At 64.1% G+C, this 26,934-nt stretch carries 24 protein-coding genes and 2 pseudogenes; 17 read left to right on the top strand and 9 right to left on the bottom strand.

Translation table 11 applies throughout. The features are described 5' to 3' along the window. Window positions 1–26 precede the first annotated feature (26 nt). Complete coding sequence (locus tag B6V75_RS00370) at window positions 27–2,063, top strand: NADH:flavin oxidoreductase (RefSeq protein ID WP_088718363.1); 2,037 nt, start codon at window positions 27–29, stop codon at window positions 2,061–2,063. A 52-nt stretch (window positions 2,064–2,115) separates the two neighbouring features. Here the strand turns inward: B6V75_RS00370 and B6V75_RS00365 are convergent, their stop codons facing one another. Genes B6V75_RS00365 through B6V75_RS00355 form a run of 3 tightly spaced genes read right to left on the bottom strand, consistent with a single transcriptional unit; the run spans window position 2,116 to window position 4,593 of the window. Next, window positions 2,116–2,865 carry an SUMF1/EgtB/PvdO family nonheme iron enzyme gene (locus B6V75_RS00365; RefSeq protein WP_088718362.1) on the bottom strand — a complete coding sequence of 250 codons (750 nt, stop codon included), beginning with the start codon at window positions 2,863–2,865 and terminating at the stop codon, window positions 2,116–2,118. 16 nt (window positions 2,866–2,881) lie between these two features. Then, window positions 2,882–4,105: a copper-containing nitrite reductase gene (gene nirK / locus B6V75_RS00360; RefSeq protein WP_075777019.1), complete on the bottom strand. Its 1,224-nt coding sequence runs from the start codon at window positions 4,103–4,105 to the stop codon at window positions 2,882–2,884. Window positions 4,106–4,164: 59 nt separating this feature from the next. After that, window positions 4,165–4,593 (bottom strand): pseudoazurin, encoded by a 429-nt coding sequence (locus tag B6V75_RS00355; RefSeq protein WP_088718361.1) that lies wholly within the window; start codon window positions 4,591–4,593, stop codon window positions 4,165–4,167. A gap of 209 nt (window positions 4,594–4,802) precedes the next feature. Here B6V75_RS00355 and B6V75_RS00350 point away from each other — a divergent pair, with 209 nt between their 5' ends. Continuing rightward, window positions 4,803–5,510, top strand: coding sequence for a Crp/Fnr family transcriptional regulator (locus B6V75_RS00350; RefSeq protein ID WP_075777077.1), 708 nt, complete (start codon window positions 4,803–4,805; stop codon window positions 5,508–5,510). 16 nt (window positions 5,511–5,526) lie between these two features. On the opposite strand, the gene B6V75_RS00345 is transcribed toward B6V75_RS00350, so the two are convergent. Next, a complete protein-coding gene (locus B6V75_RS00345) occupies window positions 5,527–5,742 on the bottom strand; it encodes a DUF1858 domain-containing protein (protein WP_088718360.1) in 216 nt (71 codons plus the stop codon). Between the two features lie 124 nt (window positions 5,743–5,866). Here B6V75_RS00345 and B6V75_RS00340 point away from each other — a divergent pair, with 124 nt between their 5' ends. Genes B6V75_RS00340 through B6V75_RS00305 form a run of 8 tightly spaced genes read left to right on the top strand, consistent with a single transcriptional unit; the run spans window position 5,867 to window position 12,663 of the window. After that, window positions 5,867–6,319 carry a cytochrome c gene (locus tag B6V75_RS00340; RefSeq protein WP_075777016.1) on the top strand — a complete coding sequence of 151 codons (453 nt, stop codon included), beginning with the start codon at window positions 5,867–5,869 and terminating at the stop codon, window positions 6,317–6,319. Between the two features lie 12 nt (window positions 6,320–6,331). Then, window positions 6,332–7,681 carry a cbb3-type cytochrome c oxidase subunit I gene (locus B6V75_RS00335; RefSeq protein ID WP_075777015.1) on the top strand — a complete coding sequence of 450 codons (1,350 nt, stop codon included), beginning with the start codon at window positions 6,332–6,334 and terminating at the stop codon, window positions 7,679–7,681. 2 nt (window positions 7,682–7,683) lie between these two features. Next, a complete protein-coding gene (locus B6V75_RS00330) occupies window positions 7,684–8,481 on the top strand; it encodes a CbbQ/NirQ/NorQ/GpvN family protein (protein ID WP_075777014.1) in 798 nt (265 codons plus the stop codon). A gap of 10 nt (window positions 8,482–8,491) precedes the next feature. After that, window positions 8,492–10,396: a VWA domain-containing protein gene (locus tag B6V75_RS00325; protein WP_088718359.1), complete on the top strand. Its 1,905-nt coding sequence runs from the start codon at window positions 8,492–8,494 to the stop codon at window positions 10,394–10,396. Window position 10,397: 1 nt separating this feature from the next. Continuing rightward, a complete protein-coding gene (locus B6V75_RS00320; RefSeq protein ID WP_088718358.1) occupies window positions 10,398–10,571 on the top strand; it encodes a protein NnrT in 174 nt (57 codons plus the stop codon). Beyond that, window positions 10,568–10,792: an NnrT protein gene (locus B6V75_RS00315; RefSeq protein WP_078521634.1), complete on the top strand. Its 225-nt coding sequence runs from the start codon at window positions 10,568–10,570 to the stop codon at window positions 10,790–10,792. The genes B6V75_RS00320 and B6V75_RS00315 overlap by 4 nt, the downstream gene beginning before the upstream one ends. 12 nt (window positions 10,793–10,804) lie before the next feature. Then, window positions 10,805–12,004, top strand: coding sequence for an NnrS family protein (locus tag B6V75_RS00310; RefSeq protein ID WP_088718357.1), 1,200 nt, complete (start codon window positions 10,805–10,807; stop codon window positions 12,002–12,004). Then, window positions 12,001–12,663, top strand: a complete 663-nt coding sequence (locus B6V75_RS00305; RefSeq protein WP_088718356.1) for an NnrU family protein — start codon at window positions 12,001–12,003, stop codon at window positions 12,661–12,663. The genes B6V75_RS00310 and B6V75_RS00305 overlap by 4 nt, the downstream gene beginning before the upstream one ends. Window positions 12,664–12,671: 8 nt before the next feature. Here the strand turns inward: B6V75_RS00305 and B6V75_RS00300 are convergent, their stop codons facing one another. Beyond that, window positions 12,672–14,885 (bottom strand): heavy metal translocating P-type ATPase, encoded by a 2,214-nt coding sequence (locus B6V75_RS00300; protein WP_240496877.1) that lies wholly within the window; start codon window positions 14,883–14,885, stop codon window positions 12,672–12,674. A gap of 109 nt (window positions 14,886–14,994) precedes the next feature. Between B6V75_RS00300 and B6V75_RS00295 the strand changes: the two genes are divergently transcribed. Next, window positions 14,995–15,423 carry a helix-turn-helix domain-containing protein gene (locus B6V75_RS00295; RefSeq protein ID WP_075777007.1) on the top strand — a complete coding sequence of 143 codons (429 nt, stop codon included), beginning with the start codon at window positions 14,995–14,997 and terminating at the stop codon, window positions 15,421–15,423. A 330-nt stretch (window positions 15,424–15,753) separates the two neighbouring features. After that, window positions 15,754–17,205 (top strand): MFS transporter, encoded by a 1,452-nt coding sequence (locus tag B6V75_RS00290; protein WP_075777006.1) that lies wholly within the window; start codon window positions 15,754–15,756, stop codon window positions 17,203–17,205. A gap of 352 nt (window positions 17,206–17,557) precedes the next feature. Here the strand turns inward: B6V75_RS00290 and B6V75_RS00285 are convergent, their stop codons facing one another. Together B6V75_RS00285 and hmpA are read right to left on the bottom strand one after the other, a co-directional pair. Next, on the bottom strand, window positions 17,558–18,091 hold the full coding sequence (locus tag B6V75_RS00285) for a hypothetical protein (RefSeq protein WP_088718355.1): 534 nt from the start codon (window positions 18,089–18,091) through the stop codon (window positions 17,558–17,560). Window positions 18,092–18,312: 221 nt separating this feature from the next. Beyond that, on the bottom strand, window positions 18,313–19,494 hold the full coding sequence (hmpA, locus tag B6V75_RS00280; protein ID WP_088718354.1) for an NO-inducible flavohemoprotein: 1,182 nt from the start codon (window positions 19,492–19,494) through the stop codon (window positions 18,313–18,315). A 155-nt stretch (window positions 19,495–19,649) separates the two neighbouring features. Here hmpA and B6V75_RS00275 point away from each other — a divergent pair, with 155 nt between their 5' ends. The 5 genes and pseudogenes from B6V75_RS00275 to B6V75_RS00255 all read left to right on the top strand — a co-directional run bounded on the left by B6V75_RS00275 (window position 19,650) and on the right by B6V75_RS00255 (window position 24,570). Continuing rightward, window positions 19,650–20,075 (top strand): Rrf2 family transcriptional regulator, encoded by a 426-nt coding sequence (locus B6V75_RS00275; protein WP_088718353.1) that lies wholly within the window; start codon window positions 19,650–19,652, stop codon window positions 20,073–20,075. Between the two features lie 52 nt (window positions 20,076–20,127). After that, window positions 20,128–20,713 (top strand): annotated as a pseudogene (locus B6V75_RS18815) (DDE-type integrase/transposase/recombinase); the annotation flags it as partial. Between the two features lie 416 nt (window positions 20,714–21,129). Beyond that, window positions 21,130–22,236: a glycosyltransferase family 4 protein gene (locus B6V75_RS00265; RefSeq protein ID WP_088718351.1), complete on the top strand. Its 1,107-nt coding sequence runs from the start codon at window positions 21,130–21,132 to the stop codon at window positions 22,234–22,236. 121 nt (window positions 22,237–22,357) lie between these two features. Continuing rightward, window positions 22,358–23,149: a glycosyltransferase family 25 protein gene (locus tag B6V75_RS00260; RefSeq protein ID WP_346393641.1), complete on the top strand. Its 792-nt coding sequence runs from the start codon at window positions 22,358–22,360 to the stop codon at window positions 23,147–23,149. A gap of 225 nt (window positions 23,150–23,374) precedes the next feature. After that, window positions 23,375–24,570, top strand: a pseudogene (locus tag B6V75_RS00255) (IS3 family transposase). A 237-nt stretch (window positions 24,571–24,807) separates the two neighbouring features. Here B6V75_RS00255 and B6V75_RS00250 read toward each other — a convergent pair. Beyond that, entirely contained in the window at window positions 24,808–25,269 is a 462-nt protein-coding gene (locus B6V75_RS00250; RefSeq protein ID WP_088718349.1) for a hypothetical protein, read from the bottom strand. A gap of 152 nt (window positions 25,270–25,421) precedes the next feature. Next, the gene (locus B6V75_RS00245) at window positions 25,422–26,765 is read right to left on the bottom strand and encodes a plasmid recombination protein (RefSeq protein WP_088718348.1); all 1,344 of its coding nucleotides are present in this window, start codon (window positions 26,763–26,765) and stop codon (window positions 25,422–25,424) included. Window positions 26,766–26,934: the final 169 nt, after the last annotated feature.

Below are 26,934 nucleotides of genomic sequence, written 5' to 3'. Positions count from 1 at the left end.
ACGACCCGACCTCAAGGAGTCCGCCCATGTCCAGTGATCCGCTTCTGCAACCCTATCAGCTCAAGCATCTGACGCTGAAGAACCGCCTGATGATCACGAGCCACGAGCCCGCCTATCCCGAGGACGGGATGCCGAAGGAGCGTTACCGTGCCTATCACGTCGAGCGGGCCCGCGCGGGCGTGGCGCTGACGATGACGGCGGGCTCTGCCTCCGTCGCCCGCGACAGCCCGCCGGTCTTCAACAACATCCTCGCCTGGAAAGACGAGGTCGTCGGCTGGATGAAAGAGCTGACGGATGCCTGCCACGCGCACGACTGCGCCGTGATGATCCAGCTGACCCATCTCGGACGCCGCACCCGCTGGGACAAGGCAGACTGGCTTCCGGTCGTCTCGCCCAGCCACGAACGCGAAGCCTCGCACAAGGCCTTTCCGAAGAAGGCCGAGGAGTGGGACATCTCGCGCATTATCGAGGACTATGCCGACGCCGCCGAACGGATGAAAGCGGCTGGGCTCGACGGGATCGAGCTGCAAGCCTATGGCCACCTGATGGATCAGTTCTGGTCGCCTCTGACGAACGAACTGGACGGGCCTTACGGCGGCAGCCTGGAGAACCGGCTGCGCTTTACCTTCGACACGCTCAAGGCGATCCGCGCGCGGGTGGGCGACGAGTTCATCGTCGGCGTGCGCTACACCGGCGACGAGGACCTGCCCGGCGGCATCACCCGCGAAGAAGGCTTGGAAATCTCGCGGCGGCTGAAAGACAGCGGCATGGTCGATTTCCTCAACGTGGTGAAGGGCCATATCGACACCGATGCGGGGCTGACCGACGTGATACCGGTGCAGGGCATGCGCAGCGCGCCGCATCTCGACTTCGCCGGAGAGATCCGCGCCGCCACCCAGTTCCCGACCTTCCACGCCGCCAAGATTCAGGATGTCGCCACCGCGCGGCACGCCATCGCGGAGGGCAAGCTCGACATGGTCGGCATGACCCGCGCCCACATGGCCGACCCCCATATCGTCGCCAAGATCATGCGCGGCGAGGAAGAGCGTATCCGGCCCTGCGTGGGCGCGAATTACTGCCTCGACCGGATCTATCAGGGCGGCATGGCGCTGTGCCTGCACAACCCATCGACCGGGCGCGAACTGGAAATGCCGCATGAGATTACCAAGGCCGACGCGTCGCGCCGGGTGGTCATCGTCGGCGCCGGTCCGGCCGGACTGGAGGCCGCGCGCGTGGCCGCCGAACGCGGCCATGAGGTCATCGTTCACGAGGCCGCCAACGATCCCGGCGGACAGGTACGCCTCACGGCGCAATCCAAGCGCCGCCACGAGATGATCCAGCTGATCCAGTGGCGTTTCGCGGAATGCGCGCGTCTCGGCGTGAGTTTCCGGTTCAACAGTTTCGCCGATGCGGACACCATCCGCGCAGAACAGCCCGATGTCGTCGTGATCGCGACCGGCGGGCTGCCGCATACCGAGGTGCTGGCCGCAGGCGATGATCTTGTCGTCTCGTCTTGGGATATCCTGTCGGGTGACGCCCGCCCCGGCAGCAACGTGCTGATCTATGACGACGCTGGCGACTACGCCGCCCTGCAGGCCGCCGAAACCCTCGCCGCCAGCGGTGCCAAGGTCGAGGTCATGACGCGCGACCGCAATTTCTCCTCCGAGGTCATGGCGATGTCCCTGACCCCGTCCTTGCGCGAATTGCAGGCTCGCGACGTGACCTTCACCGTGCTCTGGAAGCTGACGGGCGTGGCGAAGGCCGGCAACGGCCTGGTCGCGACCATCGGCAGCGATTACGGCGACTTCACCCGCGAGCGGCATGTCGATCAGGTCGTCGTCAATCACGGCACCCGACCGCTGGAAGACATCTATTTCGATCTTCGCGAAGGCTCGAGCAATCACGGCGAGGTCGATTACGAGGCTCTGATCGCGGGCGAACCGCAGAGGGTCGCGCGGAACCAGGACGGCACCTATCAGCTTTTCCGGATCGGCGACGCGGTCGCGGCGCGCAACACTCACGCCGCAATCTACGACGCGCTGCGGCTGGTGCGGACGGTCTGATGCGTTCGTGACGGCTCGATGGCGCGGGGCCGACAGCCGAGGCCCTTGCGCATCAGATCCGGGTCTCGCTGACGAGGCGCAGGCCCAGATGCGCGGGCGGGCTTCCGACGGCACAGCCGCCCCGCGCCGGATCTCGCACCAGAAACGGGATAGCTGCGACATGCTCGCCGCCCGCGAAAAAGGCCGCGCAGCGCTTCGGATCGACCGGGCCGCCGCCCTCCCCGCCATAGCAGTCCTGCGTCCATTCCCAGACCGACCCGTCGAGATCGACGATCCCCTCGGCGCTGGTCGAGAAGCTGCCCCGCGGCGACAGCTTGCGCGGCGCGAGACCGCTCGTCAGGTAGGTCGAGGCCCAGGTCAGGTCAGGATCGGTGAAGATCGGGTCTTCCTTCTCTGGCAGCACGTCCTTGGCCATGAACTGCCACTCGGCGATCGTCGGCAGCCGGAATTCGTGACGCGCCTTGCGGTTGATCCAGCCGAGATACTGCTCGACGTCGACATGGCTCAGCCCGGTCGCCGGGGTGGCCTCCGGCGCACTGCCGTGCGGCGCGCGCAAGGCAAGCTCGCAGGCGCCGTCCGCGTGGCAACGGTTCCACTCCGCGACGGTCACCTCGTATTTCTGAACGTAGAGCGGGTGGCCGTCGGGCAACGTCACCGCCCGCTCGGCCATCTGGGGCACGTAATCGAGATCGGGGCCGCGCAGGAAACCCCACGCGGCCCCGAGGGCGAGGATCGCCGCACCCGCCGCAAGCACCTGACGAAGGGAAAGACGTGGTGCGCGCGAACTGAGCTTGGCGATCATCTCCGGTCTCCTTCGATCAGGTTTCCACCACGTGGGGCGGCATCACCTGCTCCATCAGGGCGTTGTCCCAGGCACCGTCCACCACGAAGTGGGCCGTCGCGCCCAGCAGGGCCGCCTCGATCAGGTTGTGGTTGACGTAGGCATAGACGCCCGGCTGCAGGAAGGTGTACATCGCCGCCCCCGCGCTGCCGCCGCGGATGAACCAGGTCTCCTGATCCTTCTGCGGGGGATTGGCGAATTTGCCGTTCTCCCAGACATAGTCGCCATGACCGCCGATCAGGTGCGGACGGGTGTCGCGGTTCGCCTGATTGTGGATCATCAGAACCGTGTCGCCGACCTTGGCCTTGAACGCGTTCTCGCCGGTCAGAGCCCCGACCGAGCCGTTGAACACGGAGTGGGTCGGCGTGAGCGTGCGCATCGCCTCGACACTGTCGGAGAAGTCCTCGCCGGCGACCTCGTAGGTCTTGTAATCGCCGTTCTCGTCCATCGGCAGATAGAAGTCCTGCTCGCCGATATAGGCGATCGTGTCGTAGCGCAGCGGGTTGCCCTCGGCATCCTTGAGCCCGTCACGCGGCAGCACCATCAGCGTGCCGTTCATGCCGTGGGTGACGTGGTAGGGGATCATCGCCCCGCCCGGCGCGCAGTGATAGGTGAACACGCCCGGCCGCGTCGCCTTGAAGCGCAGCACCGTTTCCTCGCCGGGATAGACATGGGTCAGGCCACCGCCGCCCAGCGCGCCCGAGGAGGCGTGAAAGTCGATATTGTGCTCCATCTGCGAGTCGGCGGGGTTGGCGAGGGTCAGTTCGACATAGTCGTCCTGGTGCACGATGATTAGCGGGCCGGGAACCGAGCCGTTATAGGTCAGCGCCCAGATGCTCGCGCCGGTATCCTCGTCCACCGTCAGCAGAACCTCCTTGGTCTCCATCCGGATCTCGACGATTTTCGGGCCACCGGTCGCGACCTGTTCGTGTGCGGGAGCAAAAGGCGGCGCGACCAGCTCCTGGCGGACGCGGGTATAGCCCGACAGGTCCACCTTCGGAGCGGCGACCTGCGCCTCGGCTTCGGCGAGGATGAATTTCGGCGCGGCAGGGCGCGGCGCGACATGGGGCGCCATGCGCTTGGACGGGGTTCCGGCCATCCCGGCCCCTGCGGTCATCGCCGCGGCACCTGCCAGAAGCGACCCGCGCAGCACATTGCGCCGATTGGTTTTCACGAGAGCTGGATTGATAAATTTAGGCATTTTAGCCTCCGATGGTTAAAAGTAGCAGGAAGTTGTCGCGCGTTTCCTGCCGCGGGCGCTCACAGCGCGCCCAATTCCGCTTCGAAGCGTTCCTTGGCTTTCTTCGGCACACGGCCATCGAGGAACCCTTCGGGTGCCTTGGCGTCGCCCACCGAGATCAGCATCACCATGCCCATCGCGTAGTGCGGCTTGCAGCGCACCGCGTAGAGCCCTTCGGTGTCGAGCGTGACCTCGACGTCCTTGTTGACCTTGCCGGCGAAGCCCTCGGCCCCGTCCGGGATCATGCCGTCGATGGTTTCGGCGTTATGGCCCTTGTCGGTGGGAACGAAGCGGATCGTGTCGCCGGGGGCGGCCTTCACGAAGGCGGGTTCGAAGACCATCACGCCCTTTTCGCCCTTGTTGAGCATGTGGACTTCGTAGGTCTCGGCGCTTGCAGCCCCGCCCAGAAGGGCGGTCATCGCGAGGGCGGAAATCAGGGTGCGGATCATCTCTTGTCCTTTCCTTGCATCCTTGGATTGCCCTTGGTTTAGCGATCTCCGCGCCGCCGTTTTTTGCTCTGGCGCAAACTTCGCGGCGCTTTTCACGAAATCGCGATATTTTTTCACCCGCCGCTCGCGCGCGTGTGACTTTTCGTATTGGACGTGGCGGGGGCCGTATGTTTAGAGAAGGCATGAGCGCGCCTGCCCCCCGCAAGACCATGCCGCGGCTCGACGAGAGCCTGCTGACGCCGATGCCCCCGTTCTCCCGACTGGAGAAACGGCAAATTCGCGAGATTCTCGATCTCGCCAGCGTACGCCGCTTCGACGAGGGCGTGGCCGTGTTCGAGGAAGGCGCCCCGGCCGAACGGTTCTACATGCTGCTCGACGGCTATATCCGGGTGATGCGGATCACCCCCACGGGCGAGCAGGTGATCGCGCTGCATATCCCCTCGGGGCAGCTGTTCGGGATCGCGCAGGCGATCGGGCGTACCACCTACCCCGCCACTTCGGTTACCGCTTCGGAGGCGATCGTGCTCGGCTGGCCGATGCGGCTCTGGGATCAGTTCGTGGCGCAATATGACGGCTTCGCGACAGAGACCTACAAGACCGTCGGACAGCGTCTTGGCGAGATGAACAACCGCATCGTCGAGATGGCCACCCAACAGGTCGAGCAGCGGGTCGCCAATTCGCTCCTACGACTGATCAATCAGACCGGGCGCAAGGTCGAGGCCGGAATCGAGATCGATTTCCCGATCACCCGGCAGGATCTCTCGGAGATGACCGGAACGACGCTGCACACGGTCTCGCGGCTGATGAGCGCGTGGGAAAAACAGGGGCTGGTCGCCAGCCGCCGCAAGCGGATCACCGTGACCGATGCGCATCGTCTGGTGCTGATCTGCCGCGGGGAGCTGCCCCCTTCTCGGTAGCTGCCCCGATAGTCGTCTAGGCAGCCGCCTCGATCGCCGCGCCCAGCTCGGCGATGAACCCATCGAGATCGAGGTGATACTCGGTGCAGGCATCGTCGATCGTGTGGAACGGGTTCACGAGACAGCCGACGCAGAGCATCTTGTGACGCATGAACACCTCGATCGTCGCGGGCCATTCGCGCATCAGCGCGTCAAGCGTGACATCCGGGTTCTTCCAGCTGGGTTTTGACATGGCGGGACCTCTCTGCCGACCACGTTAATCCCGGCAATCCCATCAAACGTTGTGCTGGCGCAAACTTCCCGGTCGCGAACGCCGCTATCCCTCGGGCCATCGACTGACCCCAAGGGAGGCCCCAATGGCTGAAATCCTGACCAAGTCGCGGGCGCGAAACATCTTTTACGGAGGATCCATTTTCTTCGTGCTGGTGTTCATCGCACTGACCGCGCAGAGCCACTTCTATATCGTGAACAACTCAACCGCCTCCGCCCCGCTGACCGAACAGGTCGCGCGCGGCAAGGCCGTCTGGGAACGCAATTCCTGCATCAACTGCCACACCCTGCATGGCGAAGGTGCCTATTTCGCGCCCGAGGTCGGCAACGTGATGACCCGCTGGGGCGTCGCCGACGATCCGCAGGGCGCCTACGAGACGCTCGACGCCTGGATCGCGGCGCAGCCTTCCGGCATCGAGGGCCGCCGCCAGATGCCACATTTCGACATCAACGAAGAGGACATGCGCGCACTCGCGGAATTCCTCCGCTGGGCCGATCACACCGACACGCAGGGCTGGCCGCCCAATGATGCGGGCTGAGGAGACAAACCGATGAAATACCAATCCCAATCCGTGGCGAAAGCCTATTTCTACTGCGCGATGCTGCTGTTCGGCGTACAGGTTCTGGGCGGACTTCTGGCTGGCTGGATCTACGTTTCGCCCAACACGCTGTCCGAAGTCCTGCCCTTCAACGTGATCCGGATGATCCACACCAATGCGCTGATCGTCTGGCTGTTGCTGGGTTTCTTCGGTGCGGCCTATTTCCTCGTGCCAGAGGAAAGCGAGCGCGAGATCTTCTCGGTCAAGCTCGCCTATCTGCAACTCGCGATCCTGATGATCGGGACGCTAGGCGCGGTCGGCTCCTACCTCGTCGGGATCCATGGCGGGCGCGAGTTCCTCGAACAGCCCCTCTGGGTGAAGTTCGGCATCCTCGTCGCCGCGGTGATCTTCCTGATCAACATCTCGCTGACGGTGCTGGCGGGTCGCAAGACCGCGATCACCAACGTCCTGCTGATGGGCCTTTGGCTGCTGTCGCTGCTGTGGATCTTCGCCTTCATCAACCCCGACAACCTGTCGCTCGACAAGATGTACTGGTGGATGGTCGTGCACCTCTGGGTCGAGGCGACCTGGGAACTGGTGATGGCCGCGATCCTCGGCTTCCTGATGCTCAAGCTGACGGGCGTGGACCGCGAGGTAGTCGAGAAATGGCTTTATGTCATCGTCGCGACGGCACTGTTCTCCGGTATCCTCGGCACCGGGCACCACTTCTACTGGATCGGCACGCCGGGTTACTGGCAATGGGTGGGCTCGATCTTCTCGACCTTCGAGGTGATCCCGTTCTTCCTGATGATGTCCTTCGCCTTCGTGATGGTCTGGAAGGGCCGCAAGAACCACCCCAACAAGGCAGCGCTCCTGTGGTCGCTGGGGTCGTCGACCGTGGCCTTCTTCGGCGCGGGCGTCTGGGGCTTCCTGCACACGCTGCACGGGGTGAACTTCTACTCCCACGGCACGCAGATCACCGCGGCGCACGGGCACCTCGCCTTCTACGGGGCTTATGTCGCGCTCAATCTCGCGGTCTTCACCTACGCGATGCCGATGCTGCGCGGGCGCGATCCCTACAACCAGGTCCTCAACATGGGCGCGTTCTGGCTGATGACCGGCGGCATGGCCTTCATGACCTTCGTTCTGACCTTCGCAGGCACGATCCAGACCCACATGCAGCGGGTCGTGGGCGACTACTACATGGATGTGCAGGACAGCCTGTCGATCTTCTACCTGATGCGCTTCGGCGCGGGGGCGGCGGTCGTGCTGGGGGCGCTTCTGTTCATCTACTCGCTCGTCGTGGTGCGCCGGCGTGAAGTCATCGCCCCCGGTCCCGCAACCCCCGTGGCAGGAGAATGATGATGTCCCTCGACATGACCAACGACCGCATCCCCTACTACCACCCCACCGGCCGCGAATGTGCCCTGTTCGAGCGCGCGCATGACAACGGTTTGCCCCTTCTTCTGAAGGGGCCGACCGGCTGCGGCAAAACCCGCTTCGTCGAGCATATGGCGGCGCGGCTGAACAAGCCGGTCTACACCGTCGCCTGCCATGACGACCTGTCGGCGGCGGACCTGATCGGGCGCTATCTGCTGAAGGGCGGCGAGACCGAATGGGTCGACGGGCCGCTCACCCGGGCGGTACGCGAAGGGGCGATCTGCTATCTCGACGAGGTGGTGGAGGCGCGCAAGGACGTGACCGTGGTGCTGCACCCGCTCACCGACTCGCGCCGCCGCCTGATCATCGACCGCACCGGCGAGGAGCTGGACGCGCCAGAGGGCTTCATGCTCGTGGCCTCCTACAACCCGGGCTATCAGAGCGTGCTCAAGCGGCTCAAACCCTCGACCCGGCAGCGGTTCCTCTCGATCGCCTTCGACTTCCCCGAACCCGATGCGGAAACCCGCGTGATCACCGCCGAGACCGGCCTGCCGGTGGCGCAGGTGGTGCCGCTGGTGCGCCTCGCCGGGCATATCCGCAAGCTCTCGGGCATGGATCTGGAGGAAGGCGTCTCGACCCGGCTTCTGGTCTATGCCGCGCGGCTGATCGGCGCGGGCATCGCGATCGAGGAGGCGCTGGAGACCGCCGTGGTCCAGGCGCTCAGCGACGAGGCGGACGTGCAGCAGGCGCTGCGCGACCTGATCGCCACGATCTACGGCTGAGGAGCACGCCATGAAACTGATGGACCTGATGGAGCCAGAGGAAACCGTAGGCGAAATCTGGCACGATCTGGCCAAGGATATCGGTCGGGACGATCGCCATCCCGACGCCGCGGTCGAGCTGGCTGCGTTGCGCCCCTCGCTCGCGCTGCTGCTGCGCGCGCTTGGCGGCGGTGCGGATGTCGAAATCGTCGAGGCCCCGGCCACCCCGGTCCGTCACCGCCAACCCGTCCGGCGTCGCCTTGGCGCCGGGCGCGAGACCGAGCGCGTCGCCCGCTTCGACGGCGCGCGGCTGCGCCTGCCGCCGGTGATGGATGTCTTCCCCCGATCTGATCTCAACCGCGCGGCCTATTTCTGGCTGACCGCACTGGCTGCGCTCAGCCGCGACGCGATGCCCGATCTGCCCGACGAGACCGACGGCCCGGCGATGGATTGCGCGCAGATCCGCGCCAATGCGCGAGCCTGCGATCTGGCCTATCGCCGCTGCATCGGGCTGCGCGCCCCCTACCACGAGATGGCCGCGCTCACCCTCGCACGTCGCCGCAGATTGTCGCGCCCGGCGGCCGAGGCCGCGCTGGAGGCCGCGCTCTGCGACCAGCTTTCCGCCGATGGCACCCCCGCAGCACTGCCCGAGACTGCGGGGGGCGCACGCGGTTACATGCCGCTCGCCCCGGTGCCGATCTGGCTGCAATTTGCCCCCAACACCGCAGGCCGCAGCGCCGCCTCGGAAGAGGCCGACGCGCCCGCCTCTGCCCCGGCCGCGATGGTCAGCACGCAGCGCAAGCATGGCGAGCGCCGCGATCTCGATCAGGCGCGCCGCCGCGACAGCTTCATCATCCACCGCTTCGAGTCGATCCTGTCCTGGGTCGAGGCGCTCAACGTCAATCGCTCGGTCGACGACGATGACGAGGACAACGCCGCCAAGGCCGCCGAGGATCAGGACCAGATCACCCTGACGCGGCATGATCGCAAGGCCGCGACGCGGATGCGGCTGCATCTCGACCTCTCGCCCGCCGAGGCGGAGCACGAGGCGCTGGCGGGCGAGCATGTCTATCCCGAATGGAACCACCGCAGCCGCGCCTACATGGAGGGCCACTGCCGGGTGCTCGACGCGCCCGCGCGGCCCGAAGCCGCGCAAACCTTCCGCGCCGATCCGCGCTATATCCGCGCCGTGCGCCGTCAGTTCGAGGCGCTGCAACCGCGCCGCATCCTGCGCCCGCGCCAGATCGACGGGACCGAGCTGGACCTCGACGCCGTCATCGCCAGCCGCGCCGATCTCGCCGCGACCGGGCGGGGCAGCGACCGGATCTGGCAAAGCCTGCGCAAGGTCGAGCGCGACCTCGCCGTGGCCTTCCTGATCGACACCTCGCGCTCCACCGAGGCCGCCATCGGCGAAAGCTGCGTGATCGACATAGCGCGCGAGGCGATATCCGCGCTGGCCGAGGGGCTGGACGCGGCGGGCGACCGTTTCGCGATCTGGGGTTTCTCGTCGCTCCGCCGCGACCGGGTGTTCCTGACGCGGGTGAAAGGCTTCGACGCCCAGATGGCCCCGCCGATCCACGCCAACATCGCGGCGCTGCGCCCGGGCCATTACACGCGCCTCGGGACCGCGATCCGTCACGTCTCGGCACAGCTCGCGCAGGAAAGCGCGAGCCGCAAGCTGCTCATCGTGCTGACCGACGGCAAGCCCAACGACCTCGACCATTACGAGGGCCAGCACGGCATCGAGGACAGCCACATGGCCGTGCGCGAGGCCCGCCGCGCGGGCCAGAGCCTGCACGGCGTCATCATCGACGAGGACGGGCAGGACTGGTTCGCACGGATCTTCGGGCGCGGCGGCTTCACCCTGCTGCCCCGGCCCGAACGGCTGCTGCGCGCCCTGCCCGACATTTACCGCTCGCTCACACAGGAGACCTGACATGCGTAAACTGACCCTTCTTCTCGCCCTCGCCCCACTCACCGCACAGGCGGCAAGCTTCAATCGCCCGATCCCGCAGGCGCAATCGGCCACCGCCGAGTTCTGGTTCGCGCTGGCGGCGCTCGCGCTCGTCGCGGCGCTGGCGGTGGTGGCGCGGGTGGTCGCCCGGCGATGAGTGCGCGCTGGTCCCCTGCCCGGATCGCGCTGCTGCTCTACCCGTTCGGCTGGGGCGCTTTCGCGGTTAACGTGTTCTTCGCCTCGCTGATCGGGTCGTGGGTCGGGCTGCCGGTCGCGACTCCGGTCGTCTCGCTGGGGTTGGGCGCGGTGGTCGCCGTGCCTGCGACCTACGCCTTCGCATGTCACATCCGGCGGCTGATGGACGCCGCCGAAAGCTGAAAGGAGCCGATCATGGCCATGTCTTCCGCAGAGCAGATGCGCCGCTGGCAGGGCCCGGCGCTGCTGTCGGGCGGTTTTCGCCCGTTCTTCTTCTTCGGCGCCGTCTGGGCCGCTCTGGCGATGGCGCTCTGGGTGCCGGCACTCACCGGGCTGATCGCGTTGCCGACGCGGCTCGACCCGGTCAGCTGGCACGCCCATGCCTTCCTCTTCGGCTATCTCGACGCGGCGATCGCGGGCTTTCTGCTGACGGCGGTGCCGAACTGGACCGGACGACTGCCGGTCGTGGGCTGGCCGCTGCTTGGCCTCGTCACGCTCTGGGCGCTTGGGCGGCTGGGGTTGCTGGCCTCGGCGCATCTGCCTTTCGCGCTGGTCGCGTGCATAGATCTCGCCTTCCCGCTGGCGCTTGGCGGCGTCGTGCTGCGTGAGATCCTGGCAGGGAAGAACTGGCGCAACCTTCCTGTGTTGGGGCTGCTCGGCGTTTTCACCCTCGCCGACCTTCTGTTTCTGATCGAAGCCGCGCGTGGCGGTTATGCCGCCGACGGCATCGGGATGCGGCTGGGTCTTGCCGCGGTGGTGATGATGGTCGCGCTGATCGGGGGGCGGATCATCCCCTCCTTCACGCGCAACTGGTTGGTCAAGGAGAACCACCCCGCGCGCCCTGCCCCGCCGATGCAACGCTTCGACAAGCTCGCGATGCTGGTCGCTGGCGCGGCACTGCTCGCGTGGGTCATTTCGCCAGAGACTCGGCTGACCGCCGCGCTGCTGCTGGCGACCGGCGTGCTGCATCTCGCGCGGCTCTGGCGCTGGAAAGGCGGGCTGACGCTGCGCGCGCCGATCCTTTTCGTTCTCCATCTGGCCTATGCCTGCCTGCCGCTCGGCGCGCTGGCGCTTGGGTTCGCGATCCTGCTTCCCGCCGCCCTCGCCCCCGCGACCGCGATGCACCTGTGGACGGCGGGCGCGCTTGGCGGGATGACGCTGGCGGTGATGAGCCGTGCCTCGCTCGGCCATACCGGTCGCCCGCTGGAGGCCGGCACCGGCACCGTCGCGGTCTATGCCGCCCTCTTCGTCGCGATGATCGCGCGGCTCCTCGCGGGCTGGCTCAACGTGAGCGCGCTTTATTCGGTCTCCGGCGTGGCGTGGTGCGGTGCTTTCCTCGGCTTCGCGATCCTCTATGCTCCGGTGCTGTGGCAACCCAGACGGAGGGCGCAATGATGTGGCTGGCTTATGGCGGAGTGTTCGCGGCGTTCCTCGCGACCCATTCGATCCCGACACGCCCGACGGTTAGGGCGCGGCTGGTGGCGGCGTTCGGATACGCAGGCTTCGGGCTGGGCTATTCGCTGCTGTCGACGGCAATGCTGCTGATCCTGATCCGCGCCGCCGCATGGCCGGACCCGATTTACCTTTGGCCCACCACCCTTTGGGCGATGGAGGCAACAAAGATCGGGATGGCGCTGGTCTGCATGTGGTTCGCCGTCGCGCTTGGCCATGCCAACCCGTTCTCCTTCGGCGGCAGCCGCCGCAAAAGCTTCGACCCCGAGCGTCCCGGCCTCGTGCGGCTCACGCGCCACCCGATGCTGCTGGGCCTCGCGAGCTGGGCCGGGCTGCACCTGCTGCCGAACGGCGATCTGGCGCATGTCCTGCTGTTCGGTGCGCTCGGCGGCTTCGCCCTGCTCGGAATCCGCCTGATCGACCGCAAACGCCGCCGGGAGATGGGTCCGGAGGTCTGGGCGGAGACGCTGCGCCGGACGAAAGCGGCGCCGCCCTTCGCGGGCCTCACGCTGGCCGATCTCGGGCGTGCAGCGCTTGGCCTCTTGGCCTATATGGCGCTGCTGCACCTGCATGAATATTTCGCAGGCGTGGCCTTGGTTTAAGCCCAGCGTCAGATGCCATTCGCCTCCGCCTTGAACCGCAGCAGGCGCAGCGCGTTCATCGTGACCAGCACGGTCGCCCCGGTATCTGCCATCACCGCGATCCAGAGACCGGTGAGACCGAGGAGCGTCGTCACCAGAAACACCCCCTTCAGCCCGAGCGCGATGGCGACGTTCTGACGGATGTTAGCCATCGTCGCGCGCGCCAGCCGGATCTGCTCGACGACATCGGTGACCCGGTCGCGCAGCAGCGCTCCGTCCGCGGTCTCGAGGGCGACATGGGTGCCCGATCCCATCGCGATGCCGATATGGGCGGTGGCGAGCGCCGGGGCGTCGTTGATGCCGTCGCCCACCATCATCACATGCGCATCCCGCGCCAGATCGCGCACTGCCGTCACCTTGTCCTCGGGCAGCAGCCCGGCACGGGCTTCGATGCCCAACCCGTCGGCAATCGCGCGGGCCGTCACCGGATTGTCGCCGGTCAGCATGACCGAGGAGACCCGCATGCGCTTGAGGGTGGAGACCGCCTCGGCCGCATCGGCGCGCGGCTCGTCGCGCAGCGCGATGAGGCCCAGAAGGCGCTCGGGCGTGAAGACGGCGACGACGGTCTTGCCCGCGCTTTCCAGCCGGTGGACGGTGGCGCTGTCGGAGGCGCTGAGCACGCCTGTTTCGATCGCCAGCCGCGGCGCCCCGACATTCCAGACCGCGCCGTCGATCTCGGCGCGCGCACCACGGCCCGGGATCGCCGTGGCTGCGGTGGCCTGCGGCACCGCGATCCCGCGCACCTCTGCCCGGGCGAGAACCGCCTGTGCGAGCGGGTGACTGCTGCCGGTCTCGACCGCCGCGGCGGTGGCGAGAAGTTCAGCCTCGGTCCCGTCGAGCGGCAGAAGATCGGTGATCTGCGGCCGGCCCTCGGTCAGCGTACCGGTCTTGTCAAAGGCGACGAGGCTGGTTTTGGCCGCCGTCTCCATTACCGCGCCGCCCTTCATCAACAGCCCGCGGCGCGCCCCGGTCGAGAGCCCGGCGGCGACCGCGGCGGGAACCGAGATCACCAGCGCGCAGGGGCAGCCGATCAGCAAGAGCGCGAGGCCGCGATAGATCCACGTCTCCCAGGGCGCGCCGAAAGCCAGCGGCGGCACGATCGCGGCCAGAAGCGCCACGCCCACCACCGCAGGCATGTAGACGCGGCTGAACCGGTCGATGAACCGCTCCACCGGGGCGCGCGCGCTCTCGGCCTCCTCGACGAGGTGCAGGATGCGCGAGATGGTGTTGTCCTCGGCGGCTTTCTCGACACGGATGCGCAGCTCGCCTTCGGTGTTGATCGCGCCCGCGAAGACAGCATCGCCGGGCTCTTTCAGGACCGGCACGCTCTCGCCGGTCACAGGGCTTTCATCGACGCCCGAACTGCCGGAGACGATTGTGCCATCCGCCGGGATGCGATCGCCGGGACGGGCCTGCACGGTCTGTCCGATGGCGAGGCTGTCGGCCGGAACTTCGCGGATGCGCTCACCCGTGACCAGCCGCGCGGTCTTCGGCACAAGATCGGCCAGCGCCCGGATCGAGCCGCGGGCGCGCGACGCCGCAAGCCCCTCGAGCATCTCGCCCACCGCGAACAGGAAGACGACGAGCGCGGCTTCCTCCGCCGCACCGACGAAGAGCGCGCCGATCGCGGCGATGCTCATGAGCATTTCGATGGTGAAGGGCATCCGCGACCGCACCATCAGGGCGGCGCGCCGCGCCACGGGGGCGACGGCTATCACGGTGACGAGCACGAAAACGCAATGCGCGATCGGGCCGCCGACCAGCAGCTCCACCACCCAAGCCGCGGCCAGCAGAAGCCCGGTCGCGATCAGGTAGCGCCCCTTCGGGGTCGCATACCACGCGGGATCGGCGGGCGGCGTTGGCGCGCTCTCGACCGCAGGTGTCTCATCCGTCTCGCCCGCCGCCGGAAGGGCGCCCTCGGGAAGAACGAAGCCGCCCTTGGGCTTTTCCGGCGCAGCCCCCTTGGCCGAGACGCCGTAGCCGAGGCGGCGGATCGCCTTCTCCACGCTTTCGCGCGAGGTGGTCGCCGTATCGAGCCGCAGCCGCAGACGCTCGTTCATCAGCGTCACCTCGACCCCGTCGACACCAGGCAGAGCCTCGACCGCGCCGCGCACCTTCGCCGCGCAGGCGCCGCAATCCATGCCCGTCACGCGCCATTCCTGAAGGTCTGCTGTCTCGGTCATCTGCTGTCCTCTCGCGTGGTTTTCTCGACAGAGGGGAAGATAGGAGCTACAGCAACTATAGGTTCAAGGGGGAAATCCGCACTCACGTAACCGTGAAGGGAGGTGCAGCATGCATACGATCGGAACATTGGCCCGCCGCACCGGAACCAAGGTGCAGACGATCCGCTATTACGAGCAGATCGGCCTGATGCCCGAGCCCGGGCGGACCGAGGGCGGCCAGCGGCGCTACCGGAACTCCGATCTCGACCGGCTCGCCTTCATCCGGCACTCGCGCCAGCTGGGCTTCCCGCTCGAAGCGATCCGCGAATTGCTGGACCTGTCGGACCACCCTGCGCGCGATTGCGGGGCCGCAGATTCGATCGCGCGGCGGCAATTGCGCGAGGTCGAGACCCGGATCGCGCGGCTCGAGGCGCTCAAGCGCGAACTGGAACGGATGATCGGCGAATGTCGGGGCGGGCCGACCTCGGAGTGCCGGGTGCTCGAGGTGCTGCGCGACCATTCGGAATGCCTCGCCGACGACCACGACACGATCGGCTGACGCCGCGGCGCCGCGGTTCGACTATGGGCCTTCGGGAAGAGGCTGGCCCGGAAAGCCCGAACGCTGCGCGCGTGGCGACCCGCCGCGACGAGACGAAAAAAGCTTGAGCCCGACGAGCGCGGCGCGATCGCTCGCTCAGCCCCGCGACGGTTTGTCAACGATTTCAATCACATCACAATGCGCGCCCCCGAGGAGAGAGGCGCCCTGCAGCCTCTCATATCCGCAGCGGAGCCCCGGCTTGCGCCATCGGTCGCGTACGCTCGCAGGAACATTCTGGATCAGATCTTGTTGTTTTGAAGCTGATTTGATCGATAGGAATAGGAGGCAGACATGGCTGGCGAGAGCGGCAAAACGGTTCAAACTGACATTCCCGCCCGCATGGACCGCTTGCCGTGGTCTCGATTTCACCTGACGATCATCGTCGCGCTCGGCGTCACGTGGATTCTCGACGGCCTCGAAGTCACGCTGAAAGGGGCCGTCTCCAGCGTTCTTCAAGAACCCGAAAGCCTTGGCTTCACGAGTTCGCAGATCGGGATGATCGCGTCGTTCTACATCACCGGCGCGGTTCTCGGCGCGCTCCTGTTCGGCTATCTCACCGACCGCTTCGGGCGCAGGATGTTCTTCTTCATCACGCTCGCCGTCTATCTCGTCGGCGCGCTGCTGACCGCCTTTTCGTGGAACCTGTGGAGCTTCGTCGCCTTCCGGTTCATCACCGGCCTCGGCATCGGCGGCGAATATGCCGCGATCAACTCCACGATCGACGAGATGATCCCGGCGAGGGTGCGCGGTCAGGTCGCGCTTGGCGTGAACGGCTCCTACTGGCTCGGTGCGGCCCTCGGCGCGCTGTCGACGATCGTGTTGCTCAACCCGGACTACCTCCCGATCGATATCGGCTGGCGTCTGGGCTTCGGTATCGGCGCGGTTCTCGGCGGCATCATCCTCTACATGCGCCGCCATCTGCCGGAGAGCCCGCGCTGGCTCGCCACGCATGACCGGTTGGACGAGGCCGAGGAGGTCGTGAGCGACATCGAGAAGCGCACGAGCGAGCAAACCGGCGAGGAGCTTTCGGAGGTTCCGGACGACGACAAGATCAAGATCCGGCCGCAGAAATCCTTCTCTCTGATGAAGATCGTCAAGGCGATGTTCTCGACGCACCGCAAACGGGCGCTGCTCGGCCTCATCCTGATGAGCTCGCAGGCGTTTCTCTACAACGCGATCTTCTTCACCTATGCGCTGGTTCTGTCGAACTTCTTCGACGTGCCCTCGAAGAACACCGGGCTTTACCTCGTGCCCTTCGCCATCGGCAACTTCCTCGGCGTGATCGTTCTGGGGCGGCTGTTCGACAAGATCGGGCGCCGCGTGATGATCTCGCTCAGCTACGGCCTGTCTGCCGCACTCCTGATGGCCACCGGCTACATGTTCGCGCAGGGCTACCTCACGGCGATCACGCTCACGGCGCTCTGGTCGGTGATCTTCTTCTTCGCCTCTGCGGCCGCGAGTTCCGCCTATCTCACCGTAAGCGAGGTCTTCCCGCTCGAGACCCGGGCGCTCGCCATCGCGATCTTCTACTCGATCGGCACCGCCGCGGGCGGCATCGTCTCGCCCTGGGTCTTCGGCGCGCTGATCGACACGGGCTCCGCCTGGAACGTGTTCTATGGCTACCTCTTCGCCGGTGCCCTGATGACGGTCGCGGCCGTCACCGAAGCGGTCATCGGGATCGATGCAGAACAGGAGTCGCTGGAGAACGTGGCCGATCCGTTGTCCGCCGAGGGCGCGGAATAGGGGCAGGCCTCTGACGGTGGAGGTATTCCAGTCCTGAGATAATGCGTGCTGCGAGGCTCCTTGGATGGGGCCTCGCTTCGCTTTGTTACCGCCCTCCCCTTTGCGGATTGGAGGCGGCGCATTGTCTGGTCCCCGATAGCAGCGCTCCGCCCATTGGTGCAAACCCTTCGTTGCCGCCGTGGCGCACCGCAATCGTCATCTTTTGGCCGTCCGCGTAAGCGTGCCGCTGACATCAATCTATTCCACCGCTGATGCGATGGACCGCAGTTGCCCCCGGGTCGAGCGCGACATGAGAAAGCCCCCCGCCGCGTGCGACGAGGGGCTCCGGGGAGGATTTAGGTGTGAGGGTCGATCAGGCGTTGCCGTTGACCACGACGACCAGGTTGCCATCGGTATCGATGAACGCGGTTTCGACGTCATCGGCGGTGTAGCCGGTGCCGTCGAACACGCCGTCCGGCAGCTGGCTGTAATCGGCGTCCACGTCGGACCCGGCCGCGTTCTTCAGAGCCGCGGAGCCATTCTCGGCGCCTTCGCCCTTCAGGTCGGACAGCGCGACGATCTCCACCTCACCATCGGTTCCGACCTGATAATCGGAGAACTGATCGGTGGAGGCGGCACCGTTCGCCTTCAGGCTCGAGATGAGCTGACCGTAGGTCTTCACCGTCTCGCCTTGGCCCATGCCGGAGGTCGTGCCCGCATCCGCCGAGGCGCCCGTATCCACATTCGCGCCGACATCGGTGCCCGCACCCTGAGCAGCAACCGAAGCGCTGCCGCCCATGTCAGTCGAAACACCGGCAGCGGCGTTGCTATCCTGGGCCAAGGCCGCGAAGGGAGCCGCAGAGGCGAGAAGGCCGACGAGGGCGATCGATTTGAGGCTATAGATCATAGTAGTCTCCTTCCATTTCATGCGCCGACCATCGGCCGGCAGGAGGAGAACACGGGTGAGGTAATTGCCGTTCCGCGGGGCGAAAAGGGTCGGAAGAACCCTGCCCAAACTTCGATTATCGTGAGCGCGATCACGCCGGACAGAGACCGACATTCCGATTGATAACTGGAACCACGGGGCGCGTGCCCGACGCTCGTTCTTCAGAGCGCCGGGCCGCGTTGTCAGCCGATCTGGGCGGCTGCGGGGCCAAAGAACTCGTAGTGGATCCGAGCGTCCGGCACATTGGCGGCCTTCAGGCCTTTGACCATCTCCTGCATGAACCCGGTCGGGCCGCAGATGAAATAGTCGGCCTTTTCGGCATCGCTGATCTGGACCAGCCAGCTGGGATCGACACGTCCGGAATGCACACCGTTCGCAACATCAGTCTCTTCCGGCGCCTCGTAGAAGACATGGGTTTCATGTGCCTTTGTACGGGGCGTATTGCTGAGCGCATGGGTTTGACCATTCCGGGTGGCGTGGACATAGACCATCCGCAGATCGCCGCCGCCGTAGCTCTCGAGCATCGAGATCATGGGCGTGAGACCCACCCCGCCCGACAGAAGCACGATTTCCTGCTTGCCCTTCGGATCGAGGAAGAATTCGCCGGCGGGCGCGGCCACGTCGAATTCGGCGCCGACCTCGACCGTGTCGTGCAGCCAGTTGGAGATCCGCCCGCCGGGTTCGCGCTTGACCGTAATCCGGTAGGACTGGCCATCCGGCGCCGAGGAGATCGAGTAGTTGCGACGATATTCCTCGCCCTCCGCAGGGGTGAAGCGGAAGCTAAGATACTGGCCGGGGCGATGCTTGAGAACCGGCATGCCGTCAACCGGATAGAGCGTGAAGGACGCGATCTCGGAGGTTTCCTTCTCTTTCGCACCGACCCTGAAGCGCCGCCAGCCACGCCAGCCGCCGTCCTGCTCTTCCGCACCGGCGTAAATCTGTTCCTCGCGGGCGATCAGCGTATCGGCGAGGAACCAGTAGGCTTCGCCCCAGGCGTTCAGAATTTCAGGCGTGGCGGCGTCTCCCAACACCTCCGCGACAGCCCCGAGCAATGCTTCGCCGACATGCGGATAATGCTCGGGGAGAATCTGCAGGCCCACGTGTTTTTGCGCGATCCGCTCCAAGGCGTCCGCGAGGACGCCGGGGTTCCGGATATGGGTCGCATAGGCCACCAGGGCGCCCGCGAGCGCCTTGTGCTGCGGCGAGTTGCCATGCTGATGCGACATGTTGAAGAGCGCGCGAATTTCGGGAGCGGCCAGCAGCCGCCGATACATCACGGGCACGATCTGATCGACGTGTTCCGCCACGACCGGCGCAGTAGCTTCAATGATCGCGAGTGTTTCTTCCGAGAGCGGCTTTGCCATTCCTGTCTCCTAGGCTATAAAACATACCAACAAGACGCATCTATTTGCTCAGCCATTAAGATGCCAATCACAGGTATGTTTTTCCCGTGCGACATTCTGTCCGGTCTCGTGGTACGAGACGGGTCGCTGAGGAGGCTGCATCAGGAGAAGTGCGAATGCGCTTGAACGACACCACGGACCTCGCCTTGCGCGTGATGATCTACGCCGCTTCGATGAAAGACCGACGTTTCACGATCGATCAACTCGTTGAGGCCTATCGCGCACCACGCAGCACCATGATGAAAGTCGTCAACGCGCTGACCCGGGGGGATTTTCTGGTGGCGCAACGCGGACGCTCCGGCGGGTTGGGACTTGCCCGGCCAGCGCAGGAGATCGGCGTGGGGACGATCGTGAGCCACATGGAGACGGATTTCGACCTCGTGGAATGTATGCGCAGCGGCGGCGACTGCACGATTACCGCCGCATGCCGCCTCATCGCGCCCTTGGCCGAGGCGCGCGCAGCGTTCCTGACGACGCTGGACGCCTACACGATCGCCGATATCGCAATCTCCCCGCGCGATTTTGGCCTCGCCGCGTCGTGACGCGAATGGTCAGGCATGACCGTCTCCGGGTTGCAAGTGCCGGAGGCAGAGCAAGCGGGTAAAAGCGAAGCTGCGCGATGACCGCCAGGAAGTTGTCGCTGCGAATGGTGTTTGGGCGATGGATTTCGCTTCGCGGACCTTCGGTTCGTTCACGATCAGCTCGCGTTACCCAAGAAACTGCGGTTTCTGACCATCGTCCACAGTCATTCACGTTACTGTCCAGCGACGGATGTGCGGTTTCGGTATCGCGGTGAAGATGTCGTTCATACGCTTGAACGGATTTGTAGCAAGCTCGGCACCCGAGAACGATACGGGTCGATGAGGGCCGTGAGTTCATCTGCCGCGACCTCGATCTCTGCGCTCATGCCAGGCAGGTCACCTTGGGCTTCTCACGGCCCGGAAAGCCAACCGACAACGGCTTCATCGAGGCTTTCAACAGCAAGCTGCGGGCCGAGTGTTTAAACGCCCTTCGCCACTGTCGCTCGGCCCAATGGCGCAACATTGGCACCTTCATGAGCCTTGCGGATGCCGCGGAAAACTGGAGGATCGGCGCAAACACTACAACCAAGCCACTAGTGAAGCGCAGGCTTGGCAATTTTCAGAGACAGCCTCTCGACATTCATCTGATACCTCCCTAATTTTCGAAGCTGCAGACATCGAAATAGGAAGCGCAAGTCCATGAAATCAAAGGGAGAGGCACTTAACGGCGCCTGCGCAGACCGTCAGGCAAAGTCGCTCTACCGAGATTTTCGAGATCAAATTTCCGACTGATCTAAGTCAGTGAAATCCTGCGACCTGGAAGATGAAAGCTCTGTAACGAAATCTCAGAAGATATCGAGAGGGTACCGCCCCTTGATGATGCGATGAAAAATCTGGCACATCCACCACACCGTAATTGATGTGCTTGAAAACTGCGGAAAGTAACTTCGATTAGTCAAGCAGGAAGACAGAGCGTATTTGGCAATAAGTACTACCCAAGCCCGTGTGGCACCTGCCAATATTAGCTCACTCACACAAGCTGCTTACGTATCGGTGTTGATGTCAGGGCGCCCAAATGAAAAAAACGACAGCTAGCCTATATGTCACGAACTTCAAAAAAAGGTTCACAGGCGTATCTTCAACTGCGGCAGCGGTGTTACGGCAGCAGCAAAATTTACTGAATGTAGCGCTTGTTGGTTACGCATTGCCGAAATGCGCAAAACCGATTGGTTTTTTCCGCGCTCTCTGGGAATGTCGCGAGCCTCCTGCCGGACGTGAATTTTCAATTTGGCACACACGGCGAAATATTGAAATGCAACTTGCGATATTGGCCCGAGATGTCCTGCGCCTGCCAATAAGAATTGTTTTCACCTCAGCCGCACAACGTCGCCATTCAGCTTGGCCACGCTGGCTAATTTCACGAATGGATGCGGTAATTGCAACAACTGAAGAGGCCGCCAAATATGTGCCTAATGTGGTTGCAGTAGTGCCTCATGGAGTGAATACGGAGCACTTCTTCCCCGCCCAAGAAGAAAGCTATAAGCGCAAGTGGAAAGAACTGCAACTTCCCGGGGAATATGGGATCATAACGGTGGGGCGCGTGCGTCCAGAGAAAGGCACGGACCTTTTTATCGACGCTATGATTACTGCGCTTCCGGACCTGCCGGGAGCTTGCGCTATTGTTGTCGGAACGGCGAGACCCGAACACCAAAAATTCCAGGAAAAAATAAAGAAACGTGCTGAAGCAGCTGGGCTTTCAAGCCGGATTGTTTTTTTGGGAGAAGTCGACCCTGACAAATTGCAGCAGATATTGCAGGGATGCCGAGCGCTCGTGGCACTCCCCCGTTATGAAGGATATGGGATGACGCCTCTGGAAGCCATGTCTACCGGACTTCCAGTGATTTTGAGTGAGACCGGCTACTTCAAAGAGTTCGTGGGAGAAAATGATACAGACACCGGCTCATGTGGCGCGGTTGTACCAATAGAGGGCGCCGAATTAGCAGCAGAGGCTCTAATAAGAATTCTCAAGGACAAAGACTTATACCATCAAAAATCGATAGCCGCCAGAAAAAGGGCCGTGCGAAAATTTAGCGTAACTTCCGAAGTGAATGCGATAAATATCGTTTACGAAGACCTATGGTCCCTTGCCGACAAAAATAATAAGATCACGCGATCGAGTTAACTTATATACGCTAAAGGTTGGGTCCTGAAGCGTTTCAATCAGATCTTCGATTTGAACCGGCATCCCAATGGACAAAAGGGCGAGATTGAGCTAACAGCAAACCAGACCAAACGCTCGGAGCATGCTTACGCCTATGTACTGCCTGGTAATTAATTTGAGCACTGCGACCGCGCGCATGTCATTTATGGCCGATCAGCTGAACAGGCTGAAAATACCTTTTCAGAGGATCGATGCATTCACGCCGGAAATGATAATTAATTATGAGAGTTCTTTTGAATGGTCAAGCTGGGAGCGCCCTCTCAAAGACACTGAGAAAGCATGCTTTTTAAGCCATGTGGAAGCGTGGAAATTTTCCGCAGCACAGGATAAAAGCACCCTCATACTAGAAGACGATGCGCTTCTTTCCTATCAGACGCCCAGTGTCCTAAATGCGATTGACGAGATCGAAGGCATTGAGCATGTGACCCTTGAGGTACGGACGCGCAAGAAGATCGTTAGTAAGATTGGGCGCGCGATCGGGTCCAACCACCAACTACTCCGCCTCTATCAAGACAGGAGCGGCGCTGCTGCTTACGTAATTTCGCCTTCTGGGGCGCGAAAACTTCTCGCGCGGGCGTCCAAAGAGGTCGCCCTCGCTGATGCGCTGATCTGCAAAGCCTATGAATTGAAAAGCTTTCAAGTCGAGCCGGCTTGCGGCGTGCAGCTAGACCGCGCCGCGGACTACGGCATTACAAATCCTTTTAATACCGTCTCTCAGATAGACTCAGGAAAACCAACGCCGATAACCAAGCAGGCCTCTGGCTTTCGCGCCCGTCGGATCGGTGCGCAGCTCCGCATGGCCGCTCGCGCCCTAAGGCACGTTGGAATAGCTGAACGACGTGAAATTCGCCTAGACCCCGCGCATTTCCTCTAGGACTGACTTCGTCAGGCTTTCCACCACCGGTTTTTTCGCGCCGGTGCAAGCGGTGCACCCGATTGAAAACCCTGTCCTCAATTTGGAACCTCCGCCAAATTTCATTGGGAACCGGCCCCGCAGGTTCGCCCACCGAAGAACGGATGCAGCCGCCATACCATGTGACCTGCCACGGGCTTTTTCCTCCACCATCGATTAGAGTCCGACCCAACTTGAGGACGGACAATGAAGCGAACGAGATTCACGGACGAGCAGATCATCGGCATCCTGGCCGAACACGAGGCAGGCGCGAAGTGTGCGGACTTGTGCCGCAAGCATGGCATGTCGGAAGGGACCTTCTATAACTGGAAGGCGAAGTTCGGCGGCATGACGGTGCCGGAGGCATAGCGGCTGAAGACGCTCGAATACGAGAACGCCAAGCTGAAGAAGCTGCTGGCCGAGCAGATGCTGGACTTGGCGGCGATGAAGGAACTGGTTTCAAAAAAGTGGTGACGCCTGCGGTGAAGCGCGAGGCGGTCGCGCATCTGAGGTCCCTGCTCGGGCTCTCGGAGCGGCGGGCGTGCCGGATTGCCGGGGCGGATCGCAAGATGGTCCGCTATCAGGCGCAGCGAGCTCCGGATACGGAGCTGCGTGGCCGTCTGCGCGAGCTGGCCAACGAACGCAGACGGTTCGGCTATCGGCGGCTCTTCGTGCTGCTGCGCCGCGAGGGCGAGCCATCCGGTATCAACCGGATCTATCGGCTCTACCGCGAAGAAGGCCTGACGGTGCGCAAAAGGAAGGCCAGGCGTAAGGCAGTCGGAACACGGGCCCCGATCTTGGTCGCGGCGCGTCCCAATGCCCGCTGGTCGCTGGATTTCGTCCACGACCAGTTCGCCAGCGGCCAGCGCTTCCGAGTGCTCAACGTGGTCGACGATGTTACCTGGGAGTGCCTCGCCGCCATCCCGGACACTTCGATTTCGGGGCGCCGGGTGGCGCGCGAACTGACGGCTCTGATCGAGCGCCGCGGCAAGCCGGGAATGATCGTCAGCGACAACGGCACGGAACTGACCTCGAATGCCATCCTGCGGTGGGGTTCCGAGCACCGGATCGAATGGCACTACATCGCGCCGGGCAAGCCGATGCGAGACACGGTTTCGTGGAGAGTTTCAACGGCCGGATGCGCGACGAGCCACTCAACGAGACCATGTTTCGTAACCTGGCTCATGCGCGCGTCGTGATCGCCGCTTGGGCTGCCGACTACAACACCGAGCGTCCGCATTCGGCTTTGGACTACCAGACCCCGGCTGACTACGCGCGGGCCCTGACCACCGCAATCGCCCCTCCCCCCCGCTACGCGAGATGATAACTCCGCGCGTCGGGCGATTTCTCAACCTGCGCCGATCGGCGTAAACACCAACCGGGCTCCGGTCGTGGCTGGATGAAAGACCCGTAGCAGGTCACAGGGGAGCAGGTCATTCCCCATTGCTTCTGGGGGGCTTAGCACAACGCAAGAGACCGCCCGAAGGCGGCTGCGCAGCGTCTTGACCCGAGTTCGGTAGAAGTGGTTGCGGGAGAGCGGTTTGGACTTTGGCGAAAACCACTCTGTTCATCCCGGTTGCCCGGTGAGTTCCATGGCGGGCGGGGGCGCAGCGTTACGCCCCCTGCCCGACTGAGGTCTATCAGGCCTCGGTCTCGCCTTTCGGCTCGTCATCTTGCGGCATAGCCTTCGCGGCCTTGGCATCTCGCTCGGCAGCCTTGGCGGCTGCCCTCAGCTCTTCCTCGGCCGCGCGGGCTTCCTCGGCGTCCGCCTCTTCGTGCCACTCATCGACGATGTCCGGACGCAGGGGATGCGTGGCAATCCGGCGGCGGTTCGCGGCGGTCGCGAGCCGCTCCAGCCCGAAGAAGAACGGAGCCAGGACTTCATCGTCCATGGCCGCGATGAACTCGGGCATCGTGTCGTTGATCGCCTTGGATCGCAGGCGTTCCTCCTTGTCCTCCTTCTTCACCTGCTTGTCGAGCGAGCGACGGAGGGTCGCCAGCGCGCGGGCCGTAGCCGCCGTATCGGGCAGCCCCGCCGACTGCTGGCGCTGCTTGCGCGAGGCTTTGGAGGCGGCGAGTTCGGAGTTGAGGAAGTTGGTCATCGTGCAGTCCTTCGTTGATGTGATGGCCTCCGCGGAGGTCCGGGTTTGAGGGGCACCCTCTGGTGCTGGCCAGCACATCGCCCTCTTTCTTCCGATCGAGTCGCGGGTTTCGCGATTTTTTTCGCGAATTTCTCGCAAGCCATTGTCAGCGTTCACAACTTTTCTTCATCTCCGGGATCTTCGGGCCGCGATGAACCCTCCTGCGGACCGGCAGAGTGCCCCTTCGCGGACCGCTCCAGCTTGCGCAGCATCGTCGGGATCGTTTTGCGGATGCTCGCGATCAGCGTCCGCGTCGGCAACGGCAGGTGAAGGGCTGCTTCGACAAGGGCATCGTCGGCTCGTTCGATCTCCTCCATCGCATCGGAAACGCGCGCGTCGGCCTCGGCCGTTGCCTTAGATCGAGCCTGCCTGAACAGGCGCCCCCACGCGCGTCCGAATGCGCCCGCGGCGCGGGCGAAGCCGGATGGCGATCGTCGCCGCAGGTCATCGAGGGTCTTCGTCTCCGCCGGCTTGGCATCCGGCGCCTCGATCAGGGCCGGCTCATCATCATCGCTGTCGTGCGCAATGAACTCGCCGGACGCGACACCCTCCGCGACAGCGAGCACGGTCTCGGCTTCGTTCTCCCGCTCGACCACCCGCGCTGTCCGTTCGTCGAGCGCAGCCTTCTCGGCTTCCAGTTCTTCGGCCTTCGCCCTCAGGCGCAGCTCTTGCTCGGCGCGCCATTTCCAGGTCTTCGCGTGATATCGGCGCTTCGGTGGCTTCTCTCCGCTCTTCCGGGCTTCCCGGATCTCCTCAGCACGGCGCTCGCCGCGGACCAGGCCGAGATCGGCGAACCACTGGCCGACGCTGTCCTGCGCCGCCTCGTAGTCCTTGATGAGCGGGTGAATCGAGGGTTGCAGCATCCGTCGCGTCGCACTGGCTGTCGGCACCTTCGCGTTGGGCTTTGCGATTTCCACCGTCGCCCGCGGCATGATCACCGCGTGGATGTGATAGGCAGCTTCGTCCCGGTCCGCGCGGGCGTGGATGACATCATCGCCGAAGTTCTTCTTCAGCCAGGCAACCGCGTGTTTTCCGAACTTGTCCTCCCGTGACGCCGGCTCCTCGCCGAAGAACGCGGCGTCACCGTCGAACCAGTCCTTGTTGACCGTGAGGATGACCTCGCGCATCGGCCCGTGACGGGTCGCTCGCCAAGGCTGCTTCGGTCCCTCGATGATGCGCCGCTCGATGTCCTTCTTCCGGTTGCGCTTCTCCAACGAAGCCAGCTCCGCCGCGAAGTTCTCCGTGGTCATATCTCGGATCTCGGCCAGCGCCTGCGCCGCCCAGTCCTCGGGGCCGATTAGGGGCGGGCCGTTCAGCTTTGTCCGGGACCGGTCGACATGGCTGAGATCCCCACCCTTCCGGAGGCGGTGAGCCTCGTAGCCGGCGAGGTGGTGGGGATAGAGCCCCTGAAACCGCAGCACCACGGGGTAGTCTGTCTTGATGTTTGAACCGTCCATCGGTGATCTCCTGAGCACAAGAGCTCAGGAGTTCGGTCGATGTTTCTCATCGGGGAAGCGCTCAACCGACGGGGAATGCTTCAAGCCATCAAACCGTTCTTCCGCAGCAGCGCCACATATCCCGCCAATTCAGCCCGTAGAGGTAATGCTGGTTGACTTCGGCGTATTG

Origin of the sequence: Thioclava sp. F1Mire-8 (assembly GCF_002213165.1) — a bacterium.
Classification (GTDB): domain Bacteria; phylum Pseudomonadota; class Alphaproteobacteria; order Rhodobacterales; family Rhodobacteraceae; genus Thioclava; species Thioclava nitratireducens.
Note: the sequence above shows the minus strand (reverse complement) of the source record. Positions and strands in the feature narration are given on the sequence as shown.